The 20,026-nt window shown below is 44.4% G+C and carries 14 protein-coding genes; 9 read left to right on the top strand and 5 right to left on the bottom strand.

The annotated features are described in order from the left end of the window. Window positions 1-50 precede the first annotated feature (50 nt). The 3 genes from QNI24_RS01945 to def are packed head-to-tail and all read right to left on the bottom strand — an operon-like array spanning window position 51 to window position 4,322. Complete coding sequence (locus QNI24_RS01945) at window positions 51-3,068, bottom strand: fibronectin type III domain-containing protein (protein WP_267175733.1); 3,018 nt, start codon at window positions 3,066-3,068, stop codon at window positions 51-53. 24 nt (window positions 3,069-3,092) lie between these two features. Beyond that, window positions 3,093-3,827: a hypothetical protein gene (locus tag QNI24_RS01940; protein ID WP_267175732.1), complete on the bottom strand. Its 735-nt coding sequence runs from the start codon at window positions 3,825-3,827 to the stop codon at window positions 3,093-3,095. A 6-nt stretch (window positions 3,828-3,833) separates the two neighbouring features. Beyond that, on the bottom strand, window positions 3,834-4,322 hold the full coding sequence (def, locus tag QNI24_RS01935; RefSeq protein ID WP_267175731.1) for a peptide deformylase: 489 nt from the start codon (window positions 4,320-4,322) through the stop codon (window positions 3,834-3,836). A gap of 258 nt (window positions 4,323-4,580) precedes the next feature. On the opposite strand from def, the gene QNI24_RS01930 reads away from it, so the two are divergent. The 9 genes from QNI24_RS01930 (at window position 4,581) to QNI24_RS01890 (ending at window position 15,616) form a co-directional block, all read left to right on the top strand. Further along, window positions 4,581-5,789 (top strand): LysM peptidoglycan-binding domain-containing protein, encoded by a 1,209-nt coding sequence (locus QNI24_RS01930; protein WP_267175730.1) that lies wholly within the window; start codon window positions 4,581-4,583, stop codon window positions 5,787-5,789. Between the two features lie 5 nt (window positions 5,790-5,794). Then, window positions 5,795-6,925 carry a DNA-processing protein DprA gene (dprA, locus tag QNI24_RS01925; protein ID WP_267175729.1) on the top strand — a complete coding sequence of 377 codons (1,131 nt, stop codon included), beginning with the start codon at window positions 5,795-5,797 and terminating at the stop codon, window positions 6,923-6,925. Continuing rightward, window positions 6,922-7,398 carry a Smg family protein gene (locus QNI24_RS01920; RefSeq protein WP_267175728.1) on the top strand — a complete coding sequence of 159 codons (477 nt, stop codon included), beginning with the start codon at window positions 6,922-6,924 and terminating at the stop codon, window positions 7,396-7,398. Before dprA ends, QNI24_RS01920 begins: the two co-directional genes overlap by 4 nt. A 3-nt stretch (window positions 7,399-7,401) precedes the next feature. Next, on the top strand, window positions 7,402-9,840 hold the full coding sequence (locus QNI24_RS01915; RefSeq protein WP_267175727.1) for a DNA topoisomerase I: 2,439 nt from the start codon (window positions 7,402-7,404) through the stop codon (window positions 9,838-9,840). Window positions 9,841-9,961: 121 nt separating this feature from the next. Then, on the top strand, window positions 9,962-11,302 hold the full coding sequence (waaA, locus tag QNI24_RS01910) for a lipid IV(A) 3-deoxy-D-manno-octulosonic acid transferase (RefSeq protein WP_267175726.1): 1,341 nt from the start codon (window positions 9,962-9,964) through the stop codon (window positions 11,300-11,302). 47 nt (window positions 11,303-11,349) lie between these two features. Then, window positions 11,350-11,811, top strand: a complete 462-nt coding sequence (locus QNI24_RS01905; protein ID WP_267175725.1) for a GNAT family N-acetyltransferase — start codon at window positions 11,350-11,352, stop codon at window positions 11,809-11,811. Between the two features lie 90 nt (window positions 11,812-11,901). Next, complete coding sequence (locus QNI24_RS01900) at window positions 11,902-13,275, top strand: leucyl aminopeptidase family protein (protein ID WP_267175724.1); 1,374 nt, start codon at window positions 11,902-11,904, stop codon at window positions 13,273-13,275. Further along, entirely contained in the window at window positions 13,272-14,765 is a 1,494-nt protein-coding gene (locus tag QNI24_RS01895) for a helicase HerA-like domain-containing protein (protein WP_267175723.1), read from the top strand. The genes QNI24_RS01900 and QNI24_RS01895 overlap by 4 nt, the downstream gene beginning before the upstream one ends. 53 nt (window positions 14,766-14,818) lie before the next feature. Further along, window positions 14,819-15,616 carry a sulfite exporter TauE/SafE family protein gene (locus tag QNI24_RS01890; protein ID WP_267175722.1) on the top strand — a complete coding sequence of 266 codons (798 nt, stop codon included), beginning with the start codon at window positions 14,819-14,821 and terminating at the stop codon, window positions 15,614-15,616. Between the two features lie 533 nt (window positions 15,617-16,149). Here QNI24_RS01890 and polA read toward each other — a convergent pair. Further along, window positions 16,150-18,837, bottom strand: coding sequence for a DNA polymerase I (polA, locus tag QNI24_RS01885; protein ID WP_267175721.1), 2,688 nt, complete (start codon window positions 18,835-18,837; stop codon window positions 16,150-16,152). 88 nt (window positions 18,838-18,925) lie between these two features. Continuing rightward, on the bottom strand, window positions 18,926-19,876 hold the full coding sequence (locus QNI24_RS01880; protein ID WP_267175720.1) for a hypothetical protein: 951 nt from the start codon (window positions 19,874-19,876) through the stop codon (window positions 18,926-18,928). Window positions 19,877-20,026: the final 150 nt, after the last annotated feature.

Genomic DNA, 20,026 nt, shown 5'->3' with positions numbered 1-20,026 from the left:
GCCTTCAAAATTGAAGGCCTTTTTATTTTTCTTATGAAAAGTTTTGCTGTTTATGGCAAAACTTGTTCAAAGCCATCGGCAAAAATAAGGTCACTTGATAGACATTGACCAAACGTGCCTGAGTCAGTGACGACGATGTCATCTACTTTCCAGTCACCGGCTGAAACACTGGAATCTGTTCCCATGCGCCACCTGACGTTGACCAATTGGCCTGCATAGGCAGATAAGTCCACTTCGATCAATGTGAACGCCGCCTGTGTTCCATTCCAAGCGGGTCTGGCACCCAAGGGTTGGCCAAAACCACCATTCAAGGTCACGTCATACGCTGAACCAGGTAAGAAATTAGACTCCAAATCAACCCAGTCTGCTGCACCGTCGACCAATATTTCTAACACACCACCGTCGTAGGTTGCCTCGAATTCATACTTGTGGTAGAAACTCAATACCGAGGTTGCTGATGGTGAAAACTGCTTGGTCTGTAATGATTTATCTGCCACTGCATCTAAATCTGATGAAACAAAGGCTGAACCAGTTCCCGTAGTGTTGTCATCTCCAGACTCTACACGCCAATCTGTGGCACCTGCATCTGCAAAAGTTGACCAATCACCATTGGCTTCTGCATCTGCAAAATCCACATAGTCGACAGCGTCATCGAAAACCTCAGGGGTAATTTCACCAGTTGGAAAGGCTGAGGCTGATCGTGTGTTGTCATCTTGTAGACTGTTATCCGCGTCTGTGGCTCTGACCACATAGTAGTAGTCCGTATCTGAAACCAACGCAGGGTCTTGATCGTCATAAACCAAAACATCTAAACCTGAAGCAATTTCATTGGCAACTGATGGTACAAAACTTGGATCTGTAGATCGATACAATGTGTATGACAACTCACCGGTACCTGCTGGACATAAGCTGCTACCAGCCGCCCAATCAACTGTGATTCCACATGTATTGGTGGCATTGTTGGTGGCACTTGAGACACCAGAGAAAGTCGGTGCAAGGGTACAAACACCAGTGGCGGTTGCAGATTGTTCAGTTGAATTAGCACTGGCACAAGCTGCACCATCAGAAGATCTGACGACATAATAATAGGTAGTTCCACCAGAAACTGTACCATCATCATAACTGTATGTACCGGAATCAGCGACACCGGGACTGGTATCAACCAACGTATCAATCAATACATAACCTGATCCTTGAGTGGTTGAGCGATAAACCCTGTATTCAGTTATTTCACCGTTTGGCGCATCGTCCCAAGTGATGTTGATGTTGTTATCACTGTCAGCATTCACTGAGGTTAAGTTCACTGGATCAATGCTCAACAAACAACCACACTGTTCAAACTTAAATGAAGCGATGCGGGTTGACCAGTTTGTGGCTGGATTGTATTGAGCTGTATACCAGAACGTACACTCATCTACCGGGTCAATACTTAAAGAAGTGTAGTCACCGTATCTGAATGAACCGTTGGAAGCCGAACCTTCAATGATTGATACTTCACCGCGTGGCAAAGTGCCAGGGGGATCATCTTTCAACCTTCCGGCATAACGCATGCCAGCATAAACATCTGCTGCAGCGTTGTTGTTTCCAGCAACGGCAGAAGTGTTATAACCGATGGCTAAGTTACCAGAACTGTCCATGGCGGCACTGGCCATCCAGCGGTGAACGCCATCACCACTGTCTACACCATTACCTGAAGTGTAAGTACCTTCATCTGAAAGCACCCAGCCACCTGAAGTGGTAGCAGCAGGTCTTTCTAAAATCCACCACCTGACTCCGTGGTAATCATTGCCATTGACGTCAGTGACCATGTTACCAACCAAGTACTGCTTGTCATCAATGGTGCGATGTTGAACACGCCACATTAATGGCTGTTTCAACGGGAACAAGTTGGTGGCACCATCAGGTTGTGGTACCGATAGATCACCAAAGTTGGTGCCGCCCAAGTTGGTATCAAAATCAGAAACATCAACATTGATAGGACCGGTGATGGCGCTGTTGGTAGGGGTATCAAAGTCGGTTGTGAACTCCCAAATTTCCAACACATCACTGCCCGCATCACCATGGTACTGTGCATCACGGTGACGCATAAATATACCCGGTGCTCCTGCTGGTGGTTCAATTTCACCATCGGCATCGGCTGGCATCAAATGTTGAAAGCCAAAACCAGGCAAACCAACGGTTTGAAAAACCTGATAGCCTCTGGCTGTGTCACCATTGAGCATGTTGTCTCGGTCAAAAGCGTATTGGCGGTTGTTTTCGTTGGCACCCATATAATAGGCATCATTCCATACACCAAATTTAGGATAATCTGGCAAGCCACCAGTTTCTGAGGTGAACTCATACACATACCAAACCACATCATCACCATCATTGGGGTCTAAATCAAATGGACTGTACGTGGCTGAAACATAAATACATAATGAAGTTTGAGTGAATTCAGTCAATACCCACCGGCCGCGTGGTTCACCGGGTCCATTATCCACGTTTTGATCAAACATGATTACCGGATCACCGCTGCCTGAAGTACAACCTGTGCCACTGCCCTGAGCCAAATCCTCTAAACCAAACTCTGCTTCCAAAGAACCGTCAGCTTTGTTAATCACAAAGATATTTGAACCAGAGGCAAAGCCTCCATTGACTGACTGAATGTAGTAGTCGATTCCCACATCACCATTGGTGTCAGCTGGGTTCGAGCCGGTAAATGCTGAACCATCTACATTGATGATGGTGTTATCAAATTCATCCCCTGCGCCGAAACCATTCTCGGGACCAGCCACTGCGTTCTGTTTCACTGCCAACGGATCAACACCAAAGCCACGCGGTAATGCCGCGGGTCTTTGCCAATCCTTTGGTCGCCTGAATCGCATTGGAATTTCTTTGATGGGGTCACCCGGTTGCCATTTTTCGGTGCGACCCAAAGTTCTGGGATCTACTGTTGAATGTGCCGGATGAACAGGCTGCCCTACAAACTCAGCACCCGTCCGGGTTTCCGATGCAGCAACATTTGACCAACTTGCCAGGCATGAAAGACCTAACAGTGTCGCTTTTACTAATGTTTTATTTTGCAAAATATTTTCCTCTTTTTCTCTGTGTTAAAGGGCCAAATCAATTAAATTGATGGCCCCTGAATCTGTGGTAATTTGTATGGTTTTGTTGGCATTTTTTTGACCCATCAATTGGGTTCTTTGTGATTGCGTTTTGGTTTGTAATAATGCCACCGAGTTACTGGTAATGTGGTTGCCCGTTTTGACCTGGAACAGTGGCATCTGCTGATTGTACATAACTGTCACCCTGCCTTGGTAGGATTGAATGGTACTGTTCACATTTTTATCGCTGCCCTTCACTGTTAAACTGATGTCTCCTGTCTCGGTAAACAAGTCCACAGCTTGTGAAGTTTTAAGTGTGATATCGGATGTTTTTGATTGCACTTTAACCACATTATCAAGGCCCTTTGAGCTGAGGCGTCCACGTTCAATGTCAATATCCAACTCAACCCCTGCTGGCACCACAATGGCTAAATCATAACGGTCTTGCGGACTTAATTGCTCTGGGTTACTGTATTGCACCGAAGCGGTGATCACACCGTTTTCATGTGTGAATGAAAACTTAACCTCCTGTTCCGCGCTGGATTGCGCCACCCCATGGTAGATGAACTCCTCATCATCGGCTTTTCTGATTCTGATGTCACCGTAAGGGTTGACTATCTTTGCCTTGGTCGGTGTTTTGATGATAACGCTTTCAGAAAAACGTTCAATGCTGTGTTCATTATCAGATGCTTGGCTAACTGATAACAGCAGTCCAAGCAAAACCGCAGTAAGAAATCTCATTGTGCTTTATGCCCTCGCTAATTTTTTTATGGCTAATTTACGTTTCAGGGCCGACAAGTGATCAAGAAAAACCACGCCCTCTAAATGGTCTAGTTCATGTTGTATACACACGGCCAACAAATCCTCTGCTGCTAATTCTTGTTGGTTCCCCTCCAAATCTTGAAAACTGACGACAATCTGATCAGCCCTCTTCACTTTGGCATATATACCGGGAACAGACAAACAGCCCTCTTCGTGAGTTTGAATGCCCGCTTTCTCTATGATTTCGGGGTTGACCATAACCAAAGGCTGGTTTTTTTCTTCTGAAACATCAATCACAACCAAACGCACATGCTGATCAACTTGCGTCGCAGCCAGGCCAATGCCCGGTGCAGCATACATGGTTTCCAACATGTCTTTGGCCAGTTGTTTCACTGCCTCATCAATGACCTTGATGGGTTCGGCTTTGGTCTTTAGTCTTGAGTCGGGTAAGGTCAAGATGTTAAGTTGAGTCATTATATAATGTGTCGTTTGTGGATATTTTGAACTTCATTATTATAGTTTTAATCATTAAATTGGCAACAAACCAGGGCCATTATTCTCATAATACCTTCAAATTTGCTTGTTTTTCTGCCAACACCCTGGCTTTAAAATTGAATTAAATTGGGTTAAAACTGACTTTTTTTCGCCATTTTGCAGTTTGATTCACATTTTTGTTTAATTTTTTAAATAAAATGGATAAACTAAAGTTTTAGGAAAATCAAGGGTTTGCCGATGATGTTTAAAAAACAACATTTAATTATTGCGTTACTGCTGGGGTTTGCTTTTTCTGCTCTGGCACAAGAAGTGGAATTGAATCCATCTCATCCAGATACATATGTCGTTCAAAAAGGCGATACGTTATGGGATATTTCCGCAGTATTTTTAAAATCTCCTTGGTTGTGGCCAGAGATTTGGCATGCCAACCCACAAATAGAAAATCCACACCTCATATATCCGGGTGACCAAATCAACCTGGTTTACCTCAACGGCAAACCAGCATTAACCGTTAACCGTTCACATCCTACTGTCAAACTCAGTCCACAAGTCAGAGCTGTAGACAATAACAGCGCCGTCGAAACCATTCCACTGAAAGACATCGAACCTTTCTTAAGAAAATTACGCATCCTGAACAAGGAAGACATTGACTTAGCACCTTATGTGGTTGCGGCAGAAGAAGACCGGAATGTCTCAGCTACCAGTGATTTGATCTACATCCGAAATTTGAAAAATGCTCGACAAGGCGATCGTCTCGCCATCGTTAGGCCGACTGTCATTTACCGAGAAATCCCCACTGATTACCCTTGGGAAACTTCAGACACCCATGCAATTGAATCTGTTGAATGGCAAAAATCTTCGGATTACACCACCTCAGCCGTGTTGTCACGCTTTTGGAAAAAGTACATTGACCGCACTTACTGGGAAAATGTCAAAGTCCTGGGTTATGAAGTGGCTGACACCGGTGTCGCCGAAGTGGTCAGAGTGGGTACCGATGACATCACCACTGTTCAAGTTATCGAGGCCACAACGGAAGTCAAGAAAGGTGATCTAATATTACCCATAGACCAGTTCAACTTTGATCCGTACTTCCAGCCTAAAGCAGCAGAAGTGAATGATGAAAACATTCGAATTGTGGCACTTAACAATGCGCTATTTGGAAGTGGCCGCAGACAGATCGTCGCGATCAGCAATGGTTCGTCACAAGGTGTTTCTGTGGGCGATGTATTTTCAGTCCATTCTCCCGAACGAGTTATTCGTGATGAAGTGATGCATCCTAAGAATGACCTCAAAACATTACTCAAACCATCTAAAGCAAAGGTGACACTGCCCATGGAGTACGCAGGTCATATCATGGTATTCAAAACATTTGACAACATCAGCTATGCCATTATCACTGATGGTAATCGTCCGGTGAAAATGTACGACTACGTCAAATTGCCTTGATTTAAATGTCACAACAGAACAAAGCATCCTGGCTGCATTTACTCAATGCGCCAGGATTGGGCTTTGCTGGTATCAAACGATTACTTGATGCCTATGGATCCATTGAACACATCTTTCAACAAAAATCATTCTCACCAGAACTCAAAATCCCCACCAAAGCAGTAACCCATTTAATCGCTGCCAGTGACGATGACATCCGCACAGAGTTGGATTGGTTAAATAAACCCGGCAATCATTTGCTGACTTTAGATGATCCATTGTTCCCGCCACAGCTGAAACAAATTTCAGATCCACCGATGTTATTGTTCGTGAAGGGCGATCCTAATACTTTATTATTACCGCAACTTGCTGTTGTTGGTAGCAGGAACGCCAGCCAAGGTGGCCTGAACAATGCACAGGCATTTTGTTTTGACTTAGCCAAAAAAGGTCTGGTTATCACCAGCGGTTTAGCGGCTGGTGTGGATGCCACTTCACACCAAGCGGCCTTAGATGCCAACGGTCAAACCGTTGCAGTTATGGGCACGGGCATCAATGCAATCTACCCAAAATCAAATCAAAACTTGGCCAAATCAATCACCCAACAAGGCGCAGTGGTTTCCGAGTTCCCTTTCAACACACCACCCAATGCTTATAACTTTCCGCGCAGAAATAGAATCATAGCCGGCTTGTCTTTGGGCACATTGGTGGTGGAAGCGGCGCAAAAAAGCGGCACATTGATTACCGCCAGACTGTCAATGGAAAACAACCGACCAGTGATGGCCATTCCAGGCAGCATTCACAATCCGCTGGCCAAAGGGTGCCATCATTTGATTAAACAAGGTGCCAAACTGGTTGAATCCGCACAAGACATCATGGAAGAGCTGACTCCTAGCATTGAGATGTTGACTGACCAGCTGCAGGCTTCATTTGACCAGTTGCCAGATACCACCCTTGAAAAAGACACCACAACACCCAATATTGAGCTCTCAGAAACTCAACAGCATATTTTCAATCAAATAGACTTTAATCCCACGTCATTTGATGCTATCGTAGAACGAACCAAATTAAGCAGCAGTAACATTGCTTCTGATCTGTTAATCTTGGAACTGTCTGGATTGGTTGAAAAGTTACCAGGTGCGAAATATCAAAAACTATGAATGAAAATATCATTGACGTATTGGTCTATTTATTTGAAAACTACTTATCCGAACAATCCAACCTCAACGAACAGTACACCAAAAACAGTATATACCAAGGCCTCGAACAGGCCGGCTTTGAAGCCTCCACAATCGATCACGCCATTGAATGGTTGTTAACCATCAATGACGAACCACAGCCTCTGGTCAATCAATCTGAAGATGGGTTCAGGGTATATAGCCCGACTGAAATCGAAATCTTAGACCAAGAAGGAATTGACTTCATCGCCTACCTAGAATCAACGGAAATCCTGACCCCAACCACCCGCGAACTGCTGCTCAATGGTTTGCTCAATCTAAATACTGACAATATTGACGTGGATGATTTACAATGGCTCGCTTTGATTATTTTATTTTCACAACCGGATGAGGAACAAGCCTTTGCTTCTATGGAAAGTTTGATGTTTGATCCACCGGTCGATCATGAACACTGAAACATGGCTGAAAACTTACTGATAGTAGAATCACCTGCGAAAGCAAAGACCATAGAAAAATACCTTGGCAAAGGCCACAAAGTACTGGCCTCATACGGCCATGTTCGTGATTTGTTGGCGAAAACCGGCGCGGTCATTCCAGAAAATAACTTTGAATTAAAATACGTTGATGTAGAAAAAAATAAAAAGCACATTGACGCCATAGTAAGGGCTGCAAAAAAAGCCGACACCATCTATCTCGCAACCGATTTGGATCGTGAGGGAGAAGCCATTTCTTGGCACGTGGTTGAAATTCTCAAAGACCGCAAGTTACTGAAAGGCAAAGACGTCAAGCGTGTGGTGTTCTCAGAAATCACCAAATCAGCGATTCAAGAAGCCGTGGCCAACCCCCGAGAAATTTCTATTGAGATGGTTGATGCCCAACAAGCACGTCGTGCCTTGGATTACTTGGTTGGTTTTAATTTATCTCCCTTGCTGTGGAAGAAAGTCCGCCGAGGCCTGTCAGCAGGACGGGTACAATCACCTGCTTTGCGTATGATTGTGCAACGCGAAGATGAAATTGCTGCGTTTGAAAAAGAAGAATATTGGACCATCCACGGACAAATGGCTTTAGGCAATGAAGCCTTTGAGTCAAACCTTAATATTTATGCCGGTGACAAGCTCAAGAAGTTTGACATCAACAACCAGAAGGATGCTGATGAAGCTTTGACGCAGTTGCGTCAACAGGCGGGTAAGCAGCTGACAGTGACAGCCCTGACCCAACGAGAACGAAAACGGAAACCAGCAGCGCCTTTCATCACCTCAACGCTACAACAAGAAGCTGCCCGCAAACTGGGTTACACCGCACGTAAAACCATGCAAATAGCACAGCAGCTTTATGAAGGTATGGAAATCAATGGTCAAAGTCAGGGTCTCATTACTTACATGCGAACAGACTCATTAAATTTAGCCAATGACGCCATCAGTGACATCAGAAATGTCATTGCAGAAAAGTTCGGCAATGAACTGGTACCTGAAGCACCTAATCATTATAAAAGTAAATCAAAAAATGCCCAAGAGGCGCATGAGGCCATCCGTGCCGTATCTGCCAAGCTGGTGCCAATGGAAATCAAAAAGTTTTTAGACAACGACCAGTTTCGTTTGTATGATTTGATTTGGAAACGAACCCTTGCCAGTCAGATGATCAATGCCACTATTGGCACAGTTTCAGCCGACTTCACATTCGGTGATGGGCACAACCTACGCGCATCTGGCTCCACCATACTGGTCAAAGGTTTCCTGTCAGTTTATGAAGAAGGCCTGGATGATGCGAAAAAGGACAAAAACAAAGAAAAACACCTGCCTAATTTGAAAAAAGGCGATGTGGTCGAAGTCAAAGAAATCAACGGCGTCCAACACTTCACTGAACCGCCTCCAAGGTATTCAGAAGCTACATTAGTCAAAGCACTCGAAGAGTTTGGTATTGGCCGACCATCAACATATGCCAGCATCATTTCAACTTTACTTAACCGTGATTACGTTGAGCTTGATGCCAAACGATTCATTCCAACTGATGTCGGTAAAGTGGTTGCTCGATTTTTAGAAGCTCATTTTAAAGATTATGTTGATTATGAATTCACCGCACGATTAGAAGATGCGCTCGATGCCGTTTCACGTGGTGAAAAAGCATGGAAGCCATTGATGAAGGAGTTTTGGGAACCTTTTATCAAGTTGGTTGAAGAAAAAGAAGAGACGGTTTCACGTGATGAGGCACAGTATAAAAGAGAGTTAGGTACTGACCCCAAAACCGGCAAACCAGTGTCAGTAAGGATTGGTAAATACGGTACTTTCGTGCAAATAGGCACCCGAGATGATGAGGAAAAACCACAGTTTGCTGGTTTGCTTCCGGGACAAAAGCTTGACACCATCACTTATGATGAGGCCATGGCCCTGTTTGATTTACCCAGAGATTTGGGAGAGACCAAAGAGGGTGAGAAAGTCTCAGCCAACATTGGTAGGTTTGGTCCCTATGTCAGATACGACAACAAATTCGTCAGCATCAAAAAAGACCAAGGTGATCCCTACACCATCACGCTTGAAGAAGCTTTGGTACTGATTCAAGAAAAGAAAATTGCCGACGCCAATCGAATCATACAGACCTTTGATGACGGCATTCAAGTTTTGAATGGTCGCTGGGGACCCTATGTGACCGACGGTAACAAAAATGGCAAAATATCCAAAGACCAAGACCCCAAAGCGCTGACACATGAACAATGTATTGAAATCATAGCCAACGCACCAGAGAAGAAAAAACGTGGCAAAAAGAAAGTCGCTAAAAAGAAGGTGGCGAAGAAGAAAGTGACTAAGAAAAAAGTCACGAAGAAAAAAACCACTAAGAAGACGACCAAGAAAACCACTAAAAAAGCCAAGAAAAAGGCCACAAAAAAGAAAGTTTCAAAATAATTATGTCTGTGATGGTTCACTTGTATGCCGCTTGTCATAAGCGATCGTTGATATTTTGCCTGAAAGCTTGGGGTAAGCAATACACCGACCTTTGCTTTAAACGCGCCATGGCGGTAAAAAAATGAAACTGGAGTTACGTTCAAGGTTTTATTCGTTAGTCACCACAATATTGACGCCTTTGGTGTTAATTCGATTGGCCACTCGTGGCATCAAAACAAAGGCCTATCTGCAACGTTGGCATGAGCGCTTTGGTTGGTTTAAATCACCCAAATTCAAAACCAAATCGATTTGGGTCCATGCTGTGTCTGTTGGTGAAGTGAATGCAGCCATCCCATTGATCAAAGCTTTGATGGAAAAATACCAAGACCATTGCTTTGTACTGACCACCATCACACCAACAGGTTCTGATCGTGTACAACAGATATTTGGCGATCAAGTCTTTCATGTTTATTTGCCCTATGATTTACCAGGCGCAGTTAAAAGGTTCTTGCGCAAAACCAAACCTGATTTAGCGGTCATCATGGAAACTGAAATTTGGCCAAACTTATTCCGCTTTTGTAAAAAAAGAGACATACCCATTGTGGTTGCTAACGCCCGCTTGTCTGAAGTCTCGATGAAAGGCTATCGCTGGGTCGAATCGCTTGCAGCAAAAGCATTCAATGATACCGCTTATGTCGCGGCACAAACCATCACCGATGCCAAGCGCATGATTCAATTAGGCTGTTATCCTGAAAAGATTTTCGTGGTTGGCTCACTTAAATTTGACATCATCATTGAAGATCCCATCATCGAAAAAGGCCAAGAGATTCGTGATCACTACCAGAACTCTCGACTGGTTTGGATTGCGGCCAGCACCCACCAAGATGATGAAATTGAAGTCTTGGATGCCTATGCCGTATTGAAACAGCGCCACCCCAAACTGATGTTAGTCATTGTGCCCAGGCACCCTGAACGTTTTCAAAGCACCACCCAAGCTTGCCGTCAAAAAGGTTTCAACACCCAATTACGCAGCGAGAATGGATTGGTTGACATTGAAGGCGATGTCTTTGTGGTCGATACCATGGGCGAAATGCTTGAGTTCTATGCCTCCTCTGACATTGCTTTTGTTGGCGGTTCAATTGCTAACATTGGCGGACACAATGTGCTTGAGGCTGCGGTTTTTTCATTGCCTGTGTTGGTTGGGCCCAACACCCACAACTTCACTGAAATCACCCAAATCCTCAATGATTGTGGCGGCTCTCAAACAGTGCACGACGCCAATGACATCATTCGCAGTATGGAGTATTTGATTGAGAACCAAGAAGCCAGAATAAAAATGGGGCAAGCCGCTTATGAATTGGTCAAAAGAAACCGCGGTGCGGTGCAGTTAACCATGAACTTGATTGAATCCGCCATGGAACAAAAGCCATTGAATACTCAACTTAAGGCCAAACATTTCCCTAAAATCACCGCCTCAAATTGAAGCGATTATGAAACTGCATTTAAATCACCACTACAAGGCAACCCATCTTGACTGATCTTGAGCACTATTCATTGGTAGGCTTCAGCGCTTTATCAAATATTGAGTTGTACCAAATTCTGCGCTTACGCAGTGCCGTTTTTGTGTTGGAACAAAACTGCGCTTACCAAGACATGGATGATCTGGATCAAGGCGCTTTACACCTGTTCAAAAATTCTGACAGTGATCAAATTATTGCTTACGCCAGAATACTTAAACCCGAACAATGTGGCAACAACCACGTCAGCATAGGTCGTGTGGTGGTGGATCAAGCACATCGAGCACAACATTTAGGTAAAGAACTGATGCAACAAGCCACGGTGCAAACCAAGAAACTTTATGCTGATCAACCCATCATTATCTCAGCACAAACTTACCTCAGCCGCTTCTACCAAGACTTGGGTTATGTTAATACCGGCGAATTCTATTTAGAGGATGACATACCGCACCAAAAGATGATCTACCAAGCCTGAATTAACACGGATTTGTGAACAATATACAACGGTGTCGATATTCATCCTCAGCTTCAGTATAATCAATTGACATTCAATGATAATCAGCGCATGACACACTACATCAGCACCGCAAACGACCAACAAACCACACCCATCATACCCATCATAAAAAGCACTTATGAGACCTGGCTGGCCGCACAAAATGAATTCTTACGAGCTGTAGCCAGCCAACAAAAATTAGGTGAAGATGTTGGTAATATAATCGTCGATCGCAAAAAAAGTGGCCGCATCAGCAAAGTTTATATGCTGGTCAGTGACGACTTGAACCCTTATGATTTTTGTCATGCATGTAAATCATTTCCCGATGGTCAGTACCATGTAGAAAGTGACACCGAAGAAGTGATTAAGGCGGTAATTTTAGCCTGGGGATTTGGCAGTTATCGTTTTGATCGGTATTTGAATCAAAAACAAGCCCCTACTTTGGTTGTTAAAGACCAAGGCGCCTATCACACCGAACTCGCAACCATCAAAGCCACAAGTATGGTGCGTGATTTAATCAACACACCTGCTGATGACATGGGACCAACTGAACTGTCTGATTATGCAGAACAATTTGCCAAAGAAAACCATGCAACATTCACTGAAATTGTGGGTGACTCATTGCTCAGTGAAAACTTCCCATCCATTCATATAGTCGGTCGTGCCAGCCACAAAGCACCACGATTAATTGAATTAAATTGGGGTGATGAAAACAACCCTAAAATATCTTTGGTAGGTAAAGGCGTTTGTTTCGATACCGGCGGCAATAACATGAAATCCGCACAATTCATGCGTTGGATGAAAAAAGACATGGGCGGTGGCGCGCATGTACTGGGCTTGGCCCAACTGATCATTGACCATGATTTACCGGTTTGCTTACAAGTGTTAATCCCTGCGGTAGAGAATGCAGTATCAGGCAGCGCTTACCGCCAAGGCGATGTGGCCCAAACCCGTTCTGGTCAAACAATTGAAATTGGCCATACGGATGCCGAAGGAAGGGTTATTTTGGCTGATGCATTGACCTATGCCAGCGAAGGCGAACCTGAATTAATTATTGATTACGCCACTTTAACTGGCGCCGCTCGAGTAGCCATGGGCCCCACCGTTACTCCAATTTTCAGTAACCGCAAAGAAATCAGTGATGAGATTTTCGCTAATGGCCAAATCAGCCATGATGAGACTTGGCCTTTGCCTTTACAGCAAAGTTATAAAAAATACATTAAATCATCCATAGCAGATCTCAATAATTCAGCATCATTGCCCCAAGGTGGGTGTATCACTGCTGCGTTGTTTTTAGAGCATTTTGTTGGCGCTGATATTCCATGGGTACATATCGACACTTATGGCTGGAACTTCGGCGATCGCACCGGCGGCACTGAAGGCGGTGAGGCGCTGGGCATGGTGGCTGTTTTTAACTGGCTGAAGGGAAAATACACAGCATGAATGAAAGCGTAAAAAAACTTCACTTTGGACAAGGCCAAGGGGCGGACAAAAAACCGACCGAAATCTTAGGCCATTTCGCCAACCGACATGGTCTGATTACCGGCGCCACAGGTACTGGAAAAACAGTTACCCTTCAGGTTTTGGCTGAAAACTTTTCAGCACTGGGCGTACCGGTATTCATCACTGACATCAAGGGTGATGTGTCTGGCCTGTCACAAGCTGGCAAACAAAAAGAATTCTTAGATAATCGTGCCAAAGAACTGAACATAAAAAACTACCGCTATGAAGGCTCTCCCACAATCTTTTGGGACATCTTCAAAAAGCATGGTCACCCTGTCAGAACCACCATCCAAGAAATTGGCCCCATGTATTTGAGTCGATTGCTGGAACTGTCTGATGTTCAAGAAGGTGTGATAGCGGTGGCTTTTAAGTACGCCGAAGAAAATGACATGGCTTTGTTGGATTTAAAAGACCTCAAGTCACTGTTACAGTTCATGGGTGAGCACCACAAAGAAATATCAACAAACTATGGGCGCATTACCAATGCATCCATTGGCGCCATCCAACGTCGCTTGTTAAGCTTAGAATCACAAAGTGGCGATGAACTGTTTGGTGAGCCCGCTTTGGCCTTGTCAGACTTGATGCGACAGGACATGTCAGGCAAAGGCATCATCAGCATCATGGAATCAAGGGACTTGATGATGAAGCCACAGTTGTATGCTTCTTTTTTACTTTGGCTGATGACTGAATTATTTGAAACCTTACCTGAAGTGGGTGATTTACCTTTACCCAAACTCATCCTATTTTTTGACGAGGCTCATTTGATATTTGAAGACTCTCCCAAAGAGGTGCTCAAACGCATTGAACAAGTGGCCAGACTGATTCGCTCAAAAGGTGTTGGGGTTTATTTTTGTACCCAATCACCGGGCGACATCCCAGAGGACATTTTGGGCCAGCTGGGTAACAAGGTACAACATGCACTGCGTGCCTATACGCCGAAAGATAAAAAAGTAATTCGTGCCGTGGCCGATTCATTTCGTCCAAACCCAGCCTTTAAAACAGCCGATGTCATCACTGAGCTTGGCGTGGGTGAGGCGTTGGTTTCGACCTTAGAAGCCAAAGGCGCACCGGCGGTGGTTGAACGGGTTAAAATTGCACCTCCACGATGCCGCATGGGACCAGCAACTGATGCTGAAAGGAAAGTGGTCATGTCTCGTTCTCCAGTTGGGGGCAAGTACGATGAGAACTTGGATCGTGAATCTGCGCATGAAAAATTAATCGCGCGGAAAAAACAATTGGCCGAACAAAAAGCCAAAGAACAGGCTCGATTGGATGCAGCAACACAAAAAGCTGAAGCAGCAAAAACCAAACGCAGACCCGGACGACCGGCCGATTCATTTGCAACTAAATTGGGTAAATCGATACAACGCAGATTAACAACAAAGGCCGTCAATGCCATCTGGAACACTTTGTTCGGTCGTAAACGTTAAATCACCCGACTCCACTAATTCATGCTTGAACCATCAAAACAAATTAACTCAGCATGATTGAACTGTCGTTGTTAGTGATTCTGGGACTGGTGGTTGGTTTTTTCGCTGGTTTGTTAGGCATCGGTGGTGGCGCCATCATGGTGCCGGCATTGACCAGTTATTTTCTGTGGCAACAATATGACCCAGCAGTGGTGGTGCACATGGCATTGGCAACCTCCATGTCATGCATTATTTTTACATCCATACTCAGTATTCATACCCACCAAAAACACCAGGCTATCATATGGAACATCACCGCGCAAGTCAGCCCTATGGTGTTGTTGGGCAGCGCGCTGGCCAGTTATTTTGTGATTCAAATTAATTCCCGTGCCATCGCCATCATATTCATGTGCTTGATGCTGCTGATCGCTGCTCAAATGCTGCTTGATTTTAAACCTCAGGCCAAGCAACCCAAAGCATTGAGTCGCTTTAAGTTGATGCCTGCTGGTTTCATCATCGGTTGGCTTTCAGCAATGATTGCGATTGGTGGCGGCTCATTGACCGTGCCTTTTCTCAATTGGTACCGAATTGATATCAAAAAGGCCATTGCGACTGCAGCCAGTGTCGGCCTGCCCATAGCACTGGCCAGCTCAATGGTTTTTGTGATGCAAGGCATCAACAACAGCCAGCTACCCAATGGCGGCATGGGCTATATTTATTGGCCCGCCACTTTAGCCATTTCAGCTGGCAGTTTACTCACCACTCCTGTGGGTGCCAACCTCACCCATCAGCTACCAGTTATGTTGCTGAAGCGGGTGTTTGCATTACTCATCGTGCTACTGGCCGTGCGCATGTACCTGACTTTTGATTAGTTAATAAAATACCATAACAATTCCTTTTCACAAAAATTTCACTTATCCACAAAAGCTGTGGATAACTTTGTTAATAACTTTGGTTTTTTCTGGTTTGAGTCTTTACCTGTTTGACCGAAGGACGATGTGGTTAATAATTAACCAGCAACCATATCCCATATTTATCAATAGGTTATGAGATTTTTTAAATGTATTAGCCGAATGTATTTGGCTAAATTCTTGTTTTGTGACACGCCAATGAACAACTGTGAATAAATAAACAGTGTCAACACTTTTTTTAAAATATTCAAGCCACAAGTAATCACAGGTTGAATTCAACACAGCAGCAGCTCATTGCCACAGGTTGTTGCCTTTTAAGGTGTTCAAGGGCACTTGTCGCACCCCCTTAGGGTAAGGAAAGGTTTGAATGTTTTATTCAAGCAACAAGCTTCCGCTTCATAGGTTAACACCAATAAATAAAAAGGCTGCTTACGCCTCCCTGCTCAAGCGGCAGACTAACATCCATGTAGGCCGAACGTTACTGCAACAAACTTTTAATGGGCCTCGTCCCAGTTCTCACCAATGCCATAATCCACCACCAGCGGTACATCCAACTCAACCACTGATTCCATCACTGTTTTGATTTTATTGGCCCATTTTTCTGCCACACCCTGCTTCACTTCAAACACCAATTCATCATGTACCTGCATGATGACACGAATGTCATCAGCTGTTTTGATTGCGTCCTCAACTGCCAACATGGCTTTTTTGATGATGTCAGCGGCACTGCCTTGCATCGGCGCATTGATGGCTGCTCGTTCAGCACCAGAACGAACCCTGGCGTTGCGGTTATTGATTTCAGGAAAGTACAATCGGCGACCAAATAATGTGTCTAAATAGCCTTGTTCAGCCGCTTGCTCTTTGACTGAATCGATGAATCCTTTGACTTTGGGGTATTGAGCAAAATACTGCTTCATGTAGTTAGAGGCTTCTTTGCGGCCGATATGCAGTTGTTTCGATAAACCAAATGCGCTCATACCATACATCAAACCAAAGTTAATTGCTTTGGCTGCACGGCGTTGTTCGCCACTGACCGCATCCAGTGGCGTATCAAAAACCTGTGAAGCGGTTTGACTGTGCACATCAACATCCTCGTTGAAGGCCCTTAATAAATTTTCATCTTGTGACAGATGCGCCATGATGCGTAATTCAATTTGAGAATAGTCAGCAGCCATCAACTGCCACCCCTCTGGTGCCACAAAGGCCTTGCGTACTTTGCGGCCTTCCTCTGTCCTGATAGGAATATTTTGCAGGTTTGGATTTGACGATGACAAGCGGCCGGTGATTGCAACGGCCTGGTGATAAGAGGTATGAACCCGACCCGTTTTGTCGTTGATTTCCAGGGGCAACTTGTCGGTGTAAGTGCTCTTTAATTTACTCAATGAGCGGTATTCTAAAATCACCGCTGGTAACTCATAGTCCGCTGACAAATCCTGTAAAACATCCTCTGCCGTCGATGCTTGTCCAGTGGCGGTCTTTTTCAATACTGGGATGCCCTGCTCTTCAAATAAAATCACCTGTAATTGTTTGGGCGAACCAAGGTTGAATTCTTTGCCGGCTATGTCATAAGCTTTCAGCTGTAGCTTGTTCATGGCATGTGCAAGGTGTTTACTTTGTTTGGCCAGTTCTGTGCGATCTATCAGCACACCTCGTTGTTCCATACCAGCCAATACTTGTACCAAAGGCATTTCTAAATCAGTAAAAACTTTGGCTTGATCCGCTTTTTCTAACTGGCTCCAAAGTTCTTGGTGTAGCTGTAAAGTGATGTCAGCATCTTCAGCGGCATAATGTGTGGCATCCTCAATGGCGACCTGAGCGAATGGAATTTGTTTCGCCCCTTTGCCACAGATGTCCTCATATTTGACGGTTTTTTTATGCAAATAGAAGTCGGCTAAGGAGTCCATATCATGCCTGGAAGCCGAAGCATTAAGCACATATGACTCAAGCATGGTATCGAATTTCTGACTGTCTAGGTTGATGTCATAATTAGACAGAACATTTAAATCGTATTTAAAGTGTTGCCCCACCACATCAACTTGTTGCAGCACCGGTATGACCAAGGCCAAAACTTCTGTTAAATCCAATTGCTCTGCTTTGCTGTCTTGGTTCATTTGTTCGTGTGCAATGGGCACATAAGCTGCGTTACCTGCTTCATAAGCAAAAGACAGGCCAATGATGTTAGCGCCGATTGGATTCAGTGAGTCAGTCTCCAGGTCAAATGCCACCAACCCGGCTTTTTTAATTTTTTCCAGCCACTGGCCTAATTCATCCATGTCTTGAATACATGTATATTCAATTTTTTCTGCGGGTTCATCAGCCGCTGCATCCTCCTCTGACAATTCGGCAAACCGTTTCATATTAAACTTATTGCCCAACTCATTCAGGCTTTTGACGTCTTTGGCCTGCAATTCAAAATCGCCTACTTGGTAATCAACATCACAGTCTTTTTTAATCACCACCAGTTCACGGGATAATTTAAGTTGTTCAATGCCTTCTCGCAGGTATTCACCTACTTTGCCTTTGAAGTCATCGGCATGGGCAATGATGTTATCAACTGTTTTGTATTCCTCAAGCCATTTGACCGCGGTTTTTGGTCCTACTTTATTGACCCCTGGTATGTTGTCAGAAGAATCACCAATCAACGCCAAATAGTCAATGATTTGGTCAGGCTCTACACCAAATTTTTCAACCACACCGGCCTCGTCCATCACATAGTCAGACATGGTATTGACCAGCGTCACATGTGCAGAGACCAACTGTGCTAAATCTTTGTCACTGGTAGAGACCAATGTTTCAATACCCAGTTTTTCTGCTTTTTTTACCAATGTGCCAATCACATCATCGGCTTCTACATGCGGCACTTCAAGCATCGGTATACCCAACGCCTTGATCAGATCCTTGGTCGGCTGCAACTGCATGCGCAAGTCATCCGGCATGGGCGGTCGGTTGGCTTTGTATTCTGGGTACATGTCGTGCCTGAAGGTTTTGCCTTTGGCATCAAATACCACCACCATGTGTTCAGGATCATATTCATCCAACATCCGTTGTAGCATGTTGGTCACGCCATACATCACGCCTGTGGGGTGGCCGTCTTTACTCTTCAATCGATTCAAGCCGGGTGAAAAAAAGGCGCGGAACAAGTAGGACGAACCATCAACAAGGTAAAGGGTTTTATTGGGCATGAATATAAGGTCTGTTCAAATCACTTATTGTAACTGATTGCAGGGTTCTTGAGCAGTGCTCAGTGCCGCTAAGGTTTGATTTAAACAATCAACACTTAAAGGGGTCGTTGATGCGCGGCGATAAAGGCAAGCGCGCAGCGAGCCACTTGATACTTTCTGTGCTCATTTCCTCAGGCGTAGCAATGTGAGTCAAAAACCCAGGGTGTTGAAACCATCGGTGGTAGTGGAGGTGCACCAAATCAGACAAGGCCAAAGCATCTGATCGATGCTTCAAACGCGGGTGAAATGGTATGGGGTAGTTGATACTTTTGGGTAAATCAATAATAGATTCCCGGTGTTGTTGTGCGGTCAAGGCCAAGGCCACTTGCTCTAAAAATATTGATTTTGAACCATGTTTACCAGTAAAAACACTGCGAATATTTGATGCATATATCGTTTTGAAGTAAGTCAGCCATTGGGTATAAAAACCAGGTATACCTCTGGCACAAACAAAGCCTGCATTGTAGTAAGGCCAGATTCGGTCCTGACCAACTGTAGTGACCACTTTACTGGTGGGCTCATCAATAGCAAGAAAAGCATAAAGCTGCCGCCAAAAGGCATGGTTTTCATCTGCCACTCCTGACGAACCAACACCTTTGTTATCCACTGGGGCCAGATACAAGCCACTGCCTGCTTGCTGTAATAAAAAATCAAAATCTTGTAAGAATACCGTGTCGGTATCTAGCAACATGATTTGGCTGTATTCTGGAAAATTTTGTTCAAAAAAGCTGGCTCCGATGTGACCATTTATCAATGGGAACTCTTCAAACTCGGTATTTAAATTTTCATCAAAGTGATGGGTAACATATTGTGACAAGAACTCATAGGTGGACGCATCAGGCTTGAAGTTTTTTCTGGGGGAGAAAGAAAATACATCAAGTGTGGCTTTATCACCACCGTAAAAAGTATGAATAGACTCAACCAACAATTTGGCTTGATGTTCAATATAGCCTTTCTCAACAACCAACAAAATAGCTGTTTTGTGCTTTACTTCACTCATGAAGCTTGTTTTCCTGTGTTGTGAATGACAAATAAATAAGTTCAAATAACGCAGCCATTGGATTAAGTTGAAACCCATTGGTTGGCTTGCAGTAGTATACATCAAAGTCCTCGACAATCGAATGCCAACTCATGAGACCATAAATAATCC

Source organism: Marinicella marina, from assembly GCF_030065545.1.
Taxonomy (GTDB): domain Bacteria; phylum Pseudomonadota; class Gammaproteobacteria; order Xanthomonadales; family Marinicellaceae; genus Marinicella; species Marinicella marina.
Note: the sequence above shows the minus strand (reverse complement) of the source record. Positions and strands in the feature narration are given on the sequence as shown.